The organism is Streptomyces sp. NPDC047085, from assembly GCF_040643735.1.
In the GTDB taxonomy this organism is placed as follows: domain Bacteria; phylum Actinomycetota; class Actinomycetes; order Streptomycetales; family Streptomycetaceae; genus Streptomyces.
In genome coordinates, this window is record NZ_JBEYUW010000003.1 from 425,415 (window position 1) to 438,505 (window position 13,091).

At 69.6% G+C, this 13,091-nt stretch carries 10 protein-coding genes; 7 read left to right on the top strand and 3 right to left on the bottom strand.

The annotated features are described in order from the left end of the window. The first annotated feature begins 26 nt into the window (after positions 1 to 26). Complete coding sequence (gene hutH / locus ABZ865_RS12965; protein ID WP_361229664.1) at positions 27 to 1,565, top strand: histidine ammonia-lyase; 1,539 nt, start codon at positions 27 to 29, stop codon at positions 1,563 to 1,565. 107 nt (positions 1,566 to 1,672) lie between these two features. Here the strand turns inward: hutH and ABZ865_RS12970 are convergent, their stop codons facing one another. Together ABZ865_RS12970 and ABZ865_RS12975 are read right to left on the bottom strand one after the other, a co-directional pair. Next, positions 1,673 to 2,467 (bottom strand): hypothetical protein, encoded by a 795-nt coding sequence (locus ABZ865_RS12970; RefSeq protein WP_361228298.1) that lies wholly within the window; start codon positions 2,465 to 2,467, stop codon positions 1,673 to 1,675. A 42-nt stretch (positions 2,468 to 2,509) separates the two neighbouring features. Beyond that, positions 2,510 to 2,860: an LAETG motif-containing sortase-dependent surface protein gene (locus ABZ865_RS12975; protein ID WP_361228301.1), complete on the bottom strand. Its 351-nt coding sequence runs from the start codon at positions 2,858 to 2,860 to the stop codon at positions 2,510 to 2,512. Between the two features lie 109 nt (positions 2,861 to 2,969). Between ABZ865_RS12975 and ABZ865_RS12980 the strand changes: the two genes are divergently transcribed. From ABZ865_RS12980 to ABZ865_RS13000, 5 genes are all read left to right on the top strand, one after another. Beyond that, positions 2,970 to 3,302 (top strand): hypothetical protein, encoded by a 333-nt coding sequence (locus tag ABZ865_RS12980; protein WP_361228303.1) that lies wholly within the window; start codon positions 2,970 to 2,972, stop codon positions 3,300 to 3,302. Positions 3,303 to 3,593: 291 nt separating this feature from the next. After that, positions 3,594 to 4,841, top strand: coding sequence for an Ig-like domain-containing protein (locus tag ABZ865_RS12985; RefSeq protein WP_361228306.1), 1,248 nt, complete (start codon positions 3,594 to 3,596; stop codon positions 4,839 to 4,841). 142 nt (positions 4,842 to 4,983) lie between these two features. Further along, positions 4,984 to 6,420: an ABC transporter permease gene (locus ABZ865_RS12990; RefSeq protein WP_361228309.1), complete on the top strand. Its 1,437-nt coding sequence runs from the start codon at positions 4,984 to 4,986 to the stop codon at positions 6,418 to 6,420. Positions 6,421 to 6,461: 41 nt separating this feature from the next. Next, positions 6,462 to 7,145 carry an ABC transporter ATP-binding protein gene (locus tag ABZ865_RS12995; RefSeq protein WP_361228312.1) on the top strand — a complete coding sequence of 228 codons (684 nt, stop codon included), beginning with the start codon at positions 6,462 to 6,464 and terminating at the stop codon, positions 7,143 to 7,145. A gap of 242 nt (positions 7,146 to 7,387) precedes the next feature. Next, a complete protein-coding gene (locus ABZ865_RS13000; RefSeq protein WP_361228315.1) occupies positions 7,388 to 10,696 on the top strand; it encodes a S8 family serine peptidase in 3,309 nt (1,102 codons plus the stop codon). A gap of 238 nt (positions 10,697 to 10,934) precedes the next feature. On the opposite strand, the gene ABZ865_RS13005 is transcribed toward ABZ865_RS13000, so the two are convergent. Continuing rightward, positions 10,935 to 11,834, bottom strand: coding sequence for a helix-turn-helix transcriptional regulator (locus tag ABZ865_RS13005; protein WP_361228317.1), 900 nt, complete (start codon positions 11,832 to 11,834; stop codon positions 10,935 to 10,937). A 179-nt stretch (positions 11,835 to 12,013) separates the two neighbouring features. On the opposite strand from ABZ865_RS13005, the gene ABZ865_RS13010 reads away from it, so the two are divergent. Further along, the gene (locus tag ABZ865_RS13010; protein WP_361228320.1) at positions 12,014 to 13,054 is read left to right on the top strand and encodes an NAD(P)-dependent alcohol dehydrogenase; all 1,041 of its coding nucleotides are present in this window, start codon (positions 12,014 to 12,016) and stop codon (positions 13,052 to 13,054) included. Positions 13,055 to 13,091 lie beyond the last annotated feature (37 nt).

The following is a 13,091-nucleotide window of genomic DNA, read 5'->3' on the forward strand; positions in this document are numbered from 1 at the left end:
CAATGCGTACGCTTCTGAATATGGATATGCACACTGTGGTGGTGGGGACGTCCGGTGTCACGGCGTCCGACGTTCTCGCCGTGGCGCGCGGCGGCGCCCGGGTCGAGCTGTCGCCGGAGGCTGTGGCGGCCCTCGCGGCGGCCCGGGAGATCGTGGACGCGCTGGCGGCGAAGCCGGACCCGGTCTACGGCGTCTCCACCGGTTTCGGAGCCCTGGCGACCCGGCACATCAGCCAGGAACTGCGCGCCCAGCTGCAGCGCAACATCGTCCGCTCGCACGCCGCCGGCATGGGCCCGCGGGTGGAGCGGGAAGTCGTACGCGCCCTGATGTTCCTGCGTCTCAAGACCGTCTGCTCCGGGCACACCGGTGTCCGGCCCGAGGTCGCGCAGACCATGGCCGACGTGCTGAACGCCGGGATCACCCCGGTCGTGCACGAGTACGGCTCCCTCGGCTGCTCCGGTGACCTCGCCCCGCTGTCCCACTGTGCCCTCACGCTGATGGGAGAGGGAGACGCGGAGGGTCCCGACGGGAGCGTCCGCCCCGCCGGTGAACTGCTCGCCGAGCACGGGATCCAGCCCGTCGAGCTGCGCGAGAAGGAGGGCCTCGCCCTCCTCAACGGCACCGACGGCATGCTCGGCATGCTGATCATGGCCCTCGCCGACCTGGACACCCTCTACAAGTCCGCCGACGTCACCGCCGCCCTCAGCCTGGAGGCGCTGCTCGGCACGGACAAGGTGCTCGCGCCCGAACTGCACGCCATCCGGCCCCATCCCGGCCAGGGCGCCTCCGCCGCAAACATGCTCGCCGTGCTCAAGGGCTCCCAGCTCACCGGGCACCACCAGGACGACGCGCCCCGCGTCCAGGACGCCTACTCGGTGCGCTGCGCCCCGCAGGTCGCCGGCGCGGGCCGGGACACGCTCGCGCACGCCCGTCTCGTCGCCGAGCGGGAACTCGCCTCCGCCGTCGACAACCCCGTCGTCCTGCCCGACGGCCGCGTCGAGTCCAACGGCAACTTCCACGGCGCCCCGGTCGCCTATGTCCTGGACTTCCTCGCCATCGCCGCCGCCGACCTCGGCTCCATCGCCGAGCGCCGCACGGACCGGCTGCTGGACAAGAACCGCAGCCACGGGCTCCCGCCGTTCCTCGCCGACGACGCCGGTGTGGACTCCGGGCTCATGATCGCCCAGTACACGCAGGCGGCGCTGGTGAGCGAGATGAAGCGGCTGGCCGTGCCCGCCTCCGCGGACTCCATCCCGTCCTCCGCGATGCAGGAGGACCACGTGTCCATGGGCTGGTCGGCCGCGCGCAAGCTGCGTACCGCCGTCGACAACCTCACCCGGATCATCGCCGTCGAGCTGTACGCCGCCACCCGCGGCATCGAGCTGCGCGAGGGCCTCGCCCCGGCGCCCGCCTCGCAGGCCGTGATCGAGGCCGTGCGCGCCGCGGGCGTGCAGGGGCCGGGTCCGGACCGGTTCCTGGCGCCCGACCTGGCCGCCGCCGACGCGTTCGTGCGTGGGGGTCACCTCGTCGCCGCCGTGGAGACGGTCACCGGACCGCTGCAGTAAGGCACATGGTGAGAAGAGGGGCCCTGTCCGGCAGCGGACGGGGCCCCTCTCACGTTCCGGGAGGTCACGTTCCTGACATCAGGTTCGTGACGTCACGTTCCGGAACGTCACTTCAGCTTGGCGTCCTGGGCCTTGAGGACCGGGGCCGACACCGTGTAGGCCTTCTTGCTCATCATCGCGCCGATGTTGATGGTGCTGTACCCGGCGAGGGTGTTGCCGTGCCGCACGAGCTCGGCGTGCAGGGGCAGGGCGCCGTCCTTGCCCGCGTCGTTCGTCGCCGTGAAGGCGAACGACTCGTCGCCAAGGCCCGAGGACTTCTCCTCGGCGACCTTGGTGAACTTGCCCTTCTCGCCGTCCTGCACGCCGGAGAAGCCGCCCGAGCAGGCCTTGACCGCGTCGGAGACCGCCTTCAGGGCCTTCTCGGCGCCGTCACCGTCGTACGAGGACAGGGTGACCACGGTGACGTCCAGGTCCATGGACTCCTTGATCGCGTCCTCGAACTTGCCGTCGGCCATGTCCTCCATGGACGTCGCGTCGTCCGTGGGGTCCTTCTTGTCCTCGGTGGCCTCTCGGCTGGTGTTCGCCGCCGGGTCGCCGGGCGCGACACCGGTCAGGACGTCCAGCAGCGGGTCGCACGCGGCGTCGTCCGCCTTGACCGCGTCGTCGGCGGGGACGCCGCCCTCGACGGGCCCGACCTTGAACCCGGGCACCTCGCCCTTGGCGATGATCAGCTTGCCCAGCTCGGCGGCGCTCAGCGCCTTCGCGGCCGGCTTCCCGGCCTCCCCGCCCTTGCCGTTCCCGGAGTCCTTGGAACCTTCGTCGGAACAGCCCGTGATGAGGGCGAGCGACAGCGCACTCACAGCCGCGGTGGCGCACAGCCGCACACCCGATGATCTCTTCATGGGCGGACTATGCGTTCCCGGTCAAAGAAACGTCAAGCGCGATTAAAAGCCCAGGCGTTCGCGGCGTACCGAATACACCACGAACCCCGCGCCCACGGCGAGGAACAGGCTGCCGCCGACGACGTACGGCGTGGTGTCGAAGCTGCCGGTGTCGGCGAGTTCGGTGTCGCCGAGGCCGGTGACGTCGGCCGTGTCCTCCATGGTCCGCGCGGTCGACGCGGACACCGCCCGGGCCTGCTGGGTGACCTGCGTCGCCGAGGTCGCGGAGGCCGCCTGCGCCGCCGCTCTCGCCGAGTCGTCCTGCGAGGCGTTGGCGGACGGGACGAACCACAGGGCGCACAGCAGGGTGCCGGCGGCGGTGGCGGTCAGCAGCGGGCGGCGAGCGGATGACACGGAATATCGATCCCCTTGTGACGCTGGCGAATTGGCCGTGTGGAGCGATGTTAGTGAAAGTCGCGGGTCACAGGAAAGTCACGGGAGGTTTCGGCTCTACGCTCCCGTCATGAGCGCTGAAGAGACATCACGGTTTGTACGGCTTCGCGTCGAGCTGGTCGTCGAGGTCGAGGACGGGGACGAGCTGACCAAGGCCGCCCTGCGCCGGATCGCCGAGGATCCGGAGCTCCCGGACGCCGAACGGACCCACGCCGAGGGGGCTGTGACGGAAGACACCGCGGAGGCCCTGGCCTACCTCGTGGACCCGTTCAGTCTGGTCGGCGGGGTGCCCGGGGTCGAGCTGCAGCAGGCCTCCTGGGCGAGCGAGCGGATCGACTACGACCCGGACTCGCCGGACTGGGACCTGTATGAGGAAGACGGGGGGGACGACGAGGACGAATAGGGCGAAATCGACTGGAGTCCCGGGTGTTCATGGCCCCGGACGGCAACCGCCGTCCGGGGTTTCGTCGTCTCCGGGAGCGCTCGGGAGCGCTCGGGAGCGTTAGGGAGTGCTCAGGAGCGTTCGGGAGTACTCGGGGGCGCTCGGGCGCCTTCCGTACCAACCACCCCGCGCGGACGTGGTGTGGGCCACATAACCCCGGTCTGTGGAACGGGGTGGTGTGTCCGTAGCGTTGGAGGTTCTCGCGGGGAACTCTGGGGTTTTCAGGATTCGGCAACGATGGAGAAGCGTGTGATGACGGACAGTATGCGGCGCAGGGGTCTGATGGCCGCGTCCGCACTGCTCGGTGGTGTGCTGGTGCTGACCGGCTGTTCCGGCGGTGGTGACGCCAAGGCGTCCGACAGCGGCGACACCTCGCAGGCCAAGGCCGACGAGGCCGCGGCCAAGAAGTCGTCCGAGGCCCTGATCACGATCACGCCCAAGGACGGCTCCGACAACGCCTCCATCAACAACTCCGCCGCCGTCCGGGTCACCAAGGGCACCCTCACCGGCGTGACCATGACCACCGCCGACGGCACCGCCGTCGCGGGCGCGCTCTCCGCCGACAAGACCAGCTGGAAGCCCACCGCCCAGCTGCAGCGCTCCACCACCTACAAGGTCGCCGCCGAGGCCAAGGACTCCGAGGGCCGGGTCGCCCACGAGAACGCCTCCTTCACCACGGTCTCCCCGACCAACAGCTTCATAGGCACCTTCACGCCGGAGGACGGTTCCACCGTCGGCGTGGGCATGCCGGTGTCGATCACCTTCGACAAGGCGATCACCAACAAGGCCGCCGTCCAGAAGGGCATCACGGTCACCTCCAGCAGCGGTCAGGAGGTCGTGGGCCACTGGTTCAACGCCAACCGCATCGACTTCCGGCCGGAGACGTACTGGCGGGAGAACTCCACCGTCACGCTGAAGCTGGCGCTCGACGGCGTCCAGGGCGCGAGCGGTGTCTACGGCGTCCAGCAGAAGACGGTCACCTTCCACATCGGCCGCAACCAGGTCTCTTACGTCGACGCGCAGACCAAGCAGATGAAGGTCACGCAGGACGGCAAGGTCGTCAAGACCATCCCGATCTCCGCCGGTTCGCCGGAGAACAAGACGTACCAGGGCATCATGGTGATGTCCCAGAAGTTCACCGAGACGCGCATGAACGGCGCGACCGTGGGCTTCACCGACGACGACGGCAAGGGCGAGTACGACATCAAGGACGTGCCGCACGCCATCCGCCTGACCAACTCCGGCACCTTCCTGCACGGCAACTACTGGGGTGCCAAGTCCATCTTCGGCAGCGTCAACACCAGCCACGGCTGCGTGGGCCTGTCCGACACCAAGGGCGCCAAGGACCCGAACACGCCGGCCGCGTGGATGTACAACAACTCCCTGATCGGTGACGTCGTCGTCGTCCAGCACACCGGCGACAAGACCGTCGCCCCGGACAACGGCCTCAACGGCTGGAACCTGGACTGGGCGCAGTGGAAGGCCGGTTCGGCGATCTGACCCGGCCTCGCCGACTCCCCGAGTGACACCGGTGCCGCCCCTCGTGGGCGGCACCGGCGTTTCCGGCCCCTGTGACGCCTTCTCATCCGGCTCTCAGTCCGGCCTTATCGAGTCATCACGGTCCGTCCCTAGCTTGCGGGCCATGTTCTTCACCTACCTGAGGCGCGAACTGCGCCGCCGCAGAAAGGCGTCCCTCGTCGTCGCCTCCGGACTCGCGCTGGGCATCGCGCTGGTCATCGTGGTCAACTCCGTGTCCAGCGGCATGGGGAAGGCCCAGGACAAGGTCCTGCAGTCCCTGTACGGCCTGGGCACGGACATGACCGTCACCAAGGCGCAGGCGCCGACCTCCAGCGGTTCCCAGGGGCCTCGCTTCCGCTTCGACGCACGCAGCGACGACGACGACTCGAAGCAGAGCAGCGACCGGGTCATGGTGCAGGGCTTCACCACCCTGGCCTCCTCCACGGTCGCCGAGGTCGCGGACCAGAAGGGCGTCTCGTCGGCCGTCGGCGGGCTGAGCCTCAACGTGTTCAAGGTCAGCGGCCAGTTCACGCGCGGTCAGTTCCAGCAGAACGGGGGCGGCGGAGTCTTCCAGCGCGGCGGCGGCACCGGTCAGCCGGAGGGCGAGGTCAAGGGCGGCGGCGCCGACTTCGGCATCAACCAGTACACCGTCTTCGGCACCGATGTTACGAAGACCGCGCTGGGCCCGCTGTCCTCCTCCAAGATCACCAGCGGCCGCACCTTCAGGACCACCGAGACGAACGCCAAGGTGGCCGTGGCCGACTCGGCGTACGCCAAGCAGAAGAAGTACAAGGTCGGTTCGACGGTGACCGTCAAGGGCACCAAGTTCACGGTCATCGGCATCGCCACCGCCGACAGCGGTGACTCGGCCGCCAACCTCTACATCCCGCTGAAGCAGGCCCAGACCCTCGCGGACCAGAAGAACAAGGTCACCACGATCTACGTCAAGGCGACCGACTCCCAGCAGATCGACTCCGTCAAGAGCGCCATCCAGAAGAACGTCTCCGGCACGACGGTCACCACCTCCGCCGACCTCGCCAAGACGGTCTCCGGCTCCCTCTCCACCGCGTCCTCCCTCGCCACCAAGGTCGGCAAGTGGCTGTCCATCGCGGTGCTGATCGCCGCCTTCCTGGTCGCCGGCCTCCTCACCTCCTCCGCGGTCTCCCGCCGCGTCCGCGAGTTCGGCACGCTCAAGGCCCTCGGCTGGAAGTCGGGCCGGGTGACCCGCCAGGTGGTCGGCGAGGCCATCGTCAACGGCCTGGTCGGCGGCGCCCTGGGCATCGCCCTCGGTCTGGCGGGCGCGTACGCCGTCACCGCCGTCAGCCCGACTCTGCAGGCCCAGCTGGGCGGCGGCAGCGGAGGCCTCGGCGGAGCCGCCTTCGCCGGCCCCGGCCGCCAGGCGGCCAAGACCCTGGAGGTCGCCCTCACGGCCCCGGTGAGCGTCACCACGATCGCCCTGGCCGTGGGCCTGGCGGTGGCGGGCGGCCTGATCGCGGGAGCCTTCGGCGGCTGGCGGGCGTCGCGGCTCCGTCCGGCGGACGCGCTGCGCCGTGTCGAGTAAGGCCCGCTGAAGCGTCCCCCGAACCCACCCCAGGAGCCACCATGTACGACCTCAGAAACGTGACCAAGCGCTACACCAAGGGCAAAGAGACCGTCCACGCCCTCGACGGCGTCGACCTCACCATCGGCGACGGAGACCGGCTCGTCATCCAGGGCCCCACCGGCGGCGGCAAGTCCACCCTCCTCCAGATGCTCGGCGGCCTCGACCGCCCCACCTCCGGCGAAGTCGTCCTGGACGGCACCGACCTGGCCGAGCTCTCCGAGGCCCGCCTGACCCGGGTCCGCAGCGAGACCATCGGCTTCGTCTTCCAGTCCTTCAACCTCATCCCCACCCTCACCGCCCAGGAGAACGTGGAGACCGCCCTCGTCCCCCTCGGCATCAAGGCGAGGGAACGCCGCGAACTCGCCGCCGAGGCACTGAAGTCGGTGGGCCTCGGCGAACGCCTCGCCCACCTCCCCGGCGAGATGTCGGGCGGCCAGCAGCAACGCGTCGCCATCGCCCGCGCCCTCGTGAAACGGCCGAAGGTCCTGCTCGCCGACGAGCCGACCGGCAACCTCGACGAGGGCATGCGCGACGAGATCATGGACGTACTCGAACGCCAGTGGAAGGAGCACGGGCTGACCTTCATCATGGTCACCCACGACTCCGCCATCGCGAAGAAGGCGCCGCGCCTGGCCACCATCCGCAAGGGAAAGATCACCGTGCGCGAGAACGCGGCCACCTGACGTCGTATAACACTGTTCACACGTACGGCACTTCGCGGTTCTGTAACGGTGTCCCCCCTGCGGCGTAACAGTTTCCCCGCCGACCTCTCACCCTCCTCAAGTCTGTTGAGCCGTCTGATCACCCCCCGGCATACTTCGTGATCCGGGGGGGTTGACGTGCGGATGTGCGGGACATCCCCCCGCCGGGTGAATGGGGAATTCGCCCGGTACTCCATCTCCAGGGGGAGAACTTGCGCAGACAAGTGAAAAGAGCAGCTGCGGCCACCGTCGCCACCGCCGCAGCCGTCGCCCTCGCAGCGGGTATGACCAGCCCCGCGTCGGCGAAGCCCGCGCAGCACGCCGCCACGGCCGCTGCGTCCTCGATCACCGCCAAGCACCACGTCACCCTGATCACCGGCGACCGCGTCGCGCTCGACGCCAAGGGCCGGGTCGTGGGCCTCGAACGGGCCAAGGGGCGGGAGAACATACCCTTCCAGGTCCGCAAGGCCGCCGGTCACACGCTGGTCGTCCCCGCCGACGCGGCCCATCTGGTCGCCTCCGGCAAGCTGGACCAGCGCCTGTTCGACGTCACCGAGCTGAACAAGGCCGCCACCCGCAAGGCCCAGAAGAACGGCCTGAAGGTCATCGTCGGCTACAGCGGCGCCGCGACGGCCGCCAAGACCGACGTCCGGGACGCGGGCACCCTGCGCCGCAGCCTCAAGGCGCTCAACGCGGACGCCGTGCAGACCCCGGTCAAGGACACCGCCGAGCTGTGGGACGCCGTCACCAACGGCGACCGGGCCGCCTCCGGCATCGCGCACGTCTGGCTCGACGGCGTCCGCAAGGCCTCGCTCGACAAGTCCGTGCCGCAGATCGGCGCCCCGACCGCGTGGGCCGCCGGCTACACCGGCAAGGGAGTCAAGGTCGCCGTCCTGGACACGGGTGTGGACGCCAGTCACCCGGACCTCAAGGACCAGGTGATCGGCTCCAAGAACTTCACCACCGCCGCCGACGCCAAGGACCACTTCGGGCACGGCACGCACGTCGCCTCCATCGTGGCGGGCACCGGCGCCAAGTCCGGCGGCAAGTACAAGGGTGTCGCCCCGGACGCCAAGATCCTCAACGGCAAGGTGCTGGACGACACCGGCTCCGGTGACGACTCCGGCATCCTCGCCGGCATGGAGTGGGCGGTCTCGCAGGGCGCCTCCGTCATCAACCTGAGCCTCGGCGGCTACGACACGCCCGAGGTGGACCCGCTCGAGGCCGAGGTCAACAAGCTCTCCGCCGAGAAGGGCGTGCTGTTCGCGATCGCCGCGGGCAACGAGGGCCCCCAGTCGATCGGTTCGCCGGGCAGCGCGGACGCCGCGCTCACCGTCGGCGCGGTCGACGACAAGGACAAGTTGGCCGACTTCTCCTCGACCGGCCCGCGCAACGGCGACGGTGCCATCAAGCCGGACGTCACCGCGCCCGGCGTGGACATCACGGCCGCCGCGGCCAAGGGCAGCGTCATCGACCAGGAGGTCGGCGAGAAGCCCGAGGGCTACCTGACCATCTCCGGCACCTCGATGGCCACCCCGCACGTCGCGGGCGCCGCCGCGATCCTGAAGCAGGAGCACCCCGACTGGGGCTACACCGAGCTGAAGGGCGCCCTGACCGGCTCCACCAAGGGCGGCAACTACACGCCGTTCCAGCAGGGTTCGGGCCGCATCCAGGTCGACAAGGCCATCAAGCAGTCGATCGTGGCCGACCCGGTGTCGGTGAGCTTCGGCACCCAGCAGTGGCCGCACACCGACGACACCCCGGTCACCAAGAAGCTGACGTACCGCAACCTCGGCGACAAGGACGTCACGCTCAAGCTGGCCAGCACCGCCACCAACCCGAAGCACCAGCCGGCCCCGGCGGGCTTCTTCACGCTCGGTGCGACCGAGGTGACCGTCCCGGCGCACGGCACCGCCGCCGTCGACCTCACGGTCAACACCAAGCTGGGCGGCACCCTCGACGGCGCCTACTCCGCCTACGTGACGGCGACGGGCGACGGCCAGACGGTCCGCACGGCCGCCGCGGTGCAGCGCGAGGTGGAGTCGTACGACGTCACGCTCAAGTTCATCGGCCGTGACGGCAAGCCGGCGCCGTACTACGACGTCGACCTGACCGGCGTGGCGGGCCTGGCCAACGGCCAGTGGATGAACCCGTACGACAAGTCCGGCACGGTGAAGGTGCGCGCGCCCAAGGGCACGTACATCCTCAACACCTCGGTCTACGGCGACCCGCGGGACGCCACCAAGGGCATCGACTGGCTCGCCCAGCCGAAGCTGACCGTCTCCGGCAAGCAGACGATCACGATCGACGCGCGCAAGGCCAAGCCGGTGGACATCACCGTCCCGGCCTCGGGTGCCAAGTCCGCGTTCGCCGCGCCCGGCTTCGACGTCGTGGCCGGTGACGGCGAGTACGGCTACGGCTGGTTCCTCGACTCGTACCGCAACTTCCACACCGCCCACCTGGGCCCGGAGCTGCCCGCGGGCACGCTGACCCAGCAGTGGGACGGTCACTGGACCAAGGGTGCGACCGAGGAGTACGACACCACGGCCGGCGGTCCGGTCAGGAAGCTCGCCACCGGCTACACCAAGCACTACAAGGCGAGCGACCTGGCCACGGTGAAGGTCCGCATGGGCGTGTCCGCGAGCGGCAAGAAGGGCGCGGTCGGCGCGGTCGGCTGGCTGCCCGGCGCTTCCGGCGCCTCCTCCATCGGAGTCCCGCAGACGCTGCCCGGCACCCGCACCCTGCACCTGTCCGCCAAGGGCGGCGTGACCTGGCAGCTGGAGTTCGAGCAGCAGGGCGGCCGCGACCAGGACGGCTTCCCGATCTCCGACGCGTACTACTCGCTCGGCTCGTACGGCTTCACCGCCGGCAAGTCGTACACGAAGACGGTCAACACCGCGGTGTTCGCGCCGCTCGTCAACTCCGACTTCGGTGTCTTCCGGGACGGCAACGAGATCTACGGTTCGCTGCCGCTGTTCGCCGACAGCGCCAAGAACCCCGGTTCGTCGGCGTTCTCCTCGGTCACCACGACCCTGTACCGCAACGGCACCAAGGTCGGCTCCAACCACGACCCGCTGTTCGGCGAGGAGGCCTTCAAGGTTCCGTCCGGTGACGCCGCCTACAAGCTGACCACCTCGGTCAAGCGCTCGTCGAAGGTCGCGGCGGACTCCTCGCGGATCGACGCGGCCTGGACGTTCCGCTCCAAGAAGCCGGCCGGCACCAGCACCGCCAAGCTCCCCGTCTCCGCCCTGTACTTCGGCGCCAAGACCGGCCTGGACGGCCGCGTCGCCGCCGGCAAGACGGTCACCTTCCCGGTCGCCGTCGAGGGCGCGGCCGCGGGCAGCAACCTGAAGTCGCTGACGGTGTACGTCTCCTACGACGGCAAGACCTTCAAGAAGGTCACCGTCCGCGGCGGCAAGATCACCGTGAAGAACCCGGCGAAGAACAAGGGCATCTCGTTCCGCGCCAAGATCACCGACAAGAAGGGCAACACGTCGCAGATCACGATCTACAACGCGTACTTCGGCAAGTGAGCCGCGGCACCCGAGTAGGTCGTAGCGGCTGACCAGGCCCACGGCGAAGGCGGCCCGCCGGAAGAACCTCTTCCGGCGGGCCGTTCGCGTGCGGTGCCGTAGGGTCCCCCGCGTGACTGCTGCCATCACCGCACCCTGGTGGACCTCAAGCAGGCCGAGCCGCTGCTGACCACGATGCGCCGGGTGATGTGGGCCGATCTGGGGATCGGGGACTAGGTGGTGTTTTCCGTTGCCTGCTTCAGGCCGACGGCACCGGGCGCGTCGCGTCCGTGCCCCAGCTGGCCAGCAGGCGCAGGGCCTCGGCGGAGGGGGAGCCCGGTTCCGCGTGGTAGGTGACCAGGGAGAGGTCGGAGTCGCCCGCGAGGCGGAAACCCTCGAAGTTCAGGGAGAGATCGCCGACCAGCGGGTGGTGCAGCCGCTTCACGCCGTGACTCTTCTCCTTGACGTCGTGCGTCGCCCACAGCCGCCGGAACTCCCCGCTCTTGACGGACAGTTCACCGACCAGTGCGGACAGCCGGGGATCGTCCGGATAGCAGCCGGCGTCCATGCGCAGGGCGCAGACGATGTCGATCGCCTTCTGCTCCCAGTCGACGAACAGCTCGCGGTACTCGGGGCGCAGGAACACCATCCGCGCCCAGTTGCGCTCGGCGGCCGGCAGCTCGCCCCAGTCGCCGAAGACGGCCGCCGCCATCCGGTTCCAGGCGAGGACCTCCGAGCGCCGGCCGACGACGTAGGCCGGCACGCCCTCCATCGCGTCCAGCAGCTGCCACAGCGCCGACCGCACCTGCTGCTGCCGCGCCGCCGGCTTCTTCTTGTGCGTCTTCGGCTTCGCCAGGTGGGTCAGGTGCGCGTGCTCGGCGTCCGTCAGGCGCAGGGCGCGGGCGATCGAGCCCAGGACCTCCGCCGAGACGTTGCGTCCGTTGCCCTGTTCCAGGCGCGTGTAGTACGCCACCGACACCCCGGCCAGCTGGGCCAGCTCCTCGCGGCGCAGCCCCGGCACCCGGCGGTGCCTGCCGAAGTCGGGCAGGCCCACGTCCTCCGGCTTCAGCCGGGCCCGCCGGCTGCGCAGGAACTCGCTCAGCTCGGCCCGCCGGTCCAGGGGCCGGCCGGCGGGCGCCGCTTCCCGCTGTTCGTCCATACCGCCAGTATCCGTGGTCGTCCGTGGTCGTACGCACGGGAGCCTGACCCCGTCAGTGGTAGGCACGGCAGTCGTACGAAGAGCTGTGGTCTGGGTGAGCCGCGGCGGCCGCGGCAGGCTGGACGCCGTACCCGGTGGAAGGCAGCCGGGCACGAACCCCCCGCTAGGAGCATCCCGACATGACCACTGTTGCCGCGTACGCCGCGCCCGCCGCGAAGGCCCCGCTGGAGCGGACCACGATCGAGCGTCGTGAGGTCGGCGAGTTCGACGTGCTGATCGACATCAAGTTCGCCGGCATCTGCCACTCGGACATCCACCAGGCCCGGGAGGGCTGGGGCGAGGCGATCTTCCCGATGGTTCCGGGGCACGAGATCGCGGGTGTCGTCTCCGCGGTGGGCTCCGGTGTCACCAAGTACCAGGTCGGCGACCGCGTGGGCGTCGGCTGCATGGTCGACTCCTGCCGTGAGTGCGAGAACTGCAAGGCCGGTCTGGAGCAGTTCTGCCTCAAGGGCATGGTCGGCACCTACAACGCCGTCGGCAGGGACCGCGAGCCCACCTACGGCGGCTACTCCGAGAAGATCGTCGTCGACGAGAACTACGTCGTCCGCATCCCGGACGGCCTGTCCCTGGACGAGGCCGCCCCGCTGCTCTGCGCCGGCATCACCACGTACTCCCCGCTGCGCCACTGGAACGCGGGCCCCGGCAAGAAGGTCGCCGTCGTCGGCCTGGGCGGCCTCGGTCACATGGCCGTCAAGATCGCGCACGCGATGGGCGCCGAGGTGACCGTCCTGTCGCAGTCCCTGCGCAAGAAGGACGACGGGCTCAAGCTGGGCGCCGACCACTACCACGCCACCAGCGACCCGAAGACCTTCGAGGAGCTGGCCGGCACCTTCGACCTGATCGTCTCGACCGTCTCGGCGCCGATGGACTTCGGCGCGCTCCTCTCTCTGCTCAAGGTCGACGGCGCGCTGGTGAACGTGGGCGCGCCCGAGGAACCCATCTCCCTGAACCTCTTCTCGGTGATCGGCGGCCGTAAGACGCTCGCCGGCTCCATGATCGGCGGCATCGCCGAGACCCAGGAGATGCTCGACTTCTGCGCCGAGCACGGCATCGGCGCCGAGATCGAGCTGATCAGCGCCGCCGAGATCAACGAGGCGTACGAGCGTGTGCTGTCGAGCGACGTCCGCTACCGCTTCGTGATCGACACGGCGACGATCTGACGGTGGCCGAGGCTGATCGCTGACCGAGGCAGAGCCT

Excerpts from the sequence above, each read along its gene's own strand:
- ABZ865_RS12985 (WP_361228306.1), top strand. The coding sequence starts at position 3,594 with ATGACGGACAGTATGCGGCGCAGGGGTCTGATGGCCGCGTCCGCACTG.
- ABZ865_RS12995 (WP_361228312.1), top strand. The coding sequence starts at position 6,462 with ATGTACGACCTCAGAAACGTGACCAAGCGCTACACCAAGGGCAAAGAG.
- hutH (WP_361229664.1), top strand. The coding sequence starts at position 27 with ATGCACACTGTGGTGGTGGGGACGTCCGGTGTCACGGCGTCCGACGTT.
- ABZ865_RS12990 (WP_361228309.1), top strand. The coding sequence starts at position 4,984 with ATGTTCTTCACCTACCTGAGGCGCGAACTGCGCCGCCGCAGAAAGGCG.
- ABZ865_RS12980 (WP_361228303.1), top strand. The coding sequence starts at position 2,970 with ATGAGCGCTGAAGAGACATCACGGTTTGTACGGCTTCGCGTCGAGCTG.
- ABZ865_RS13005 (WP_361228317.1), bottom strand. The coding sequence starts at position 11,834 with ATGGACGAACAGCGGGAAGCGGCGCCCGCCGGCCGGCCCCTGGACCGG.
- ABZ865_RS13010 (WP_361228320.1), top strand. The coding sequence starts at position 12,014 with ATGACCACTGTTGCCGCGTACGCCGCGCCCGCCGCGAAGGCCCCGCTG.
- ABZ865_RS12970 (WP_361228298.1), bottom strand. The coding sequence starts at position 2,467 with ATGAAGAGATCATCGGGTGTGCGGCTGTGCGCCACCGCGGCTGTGAGT.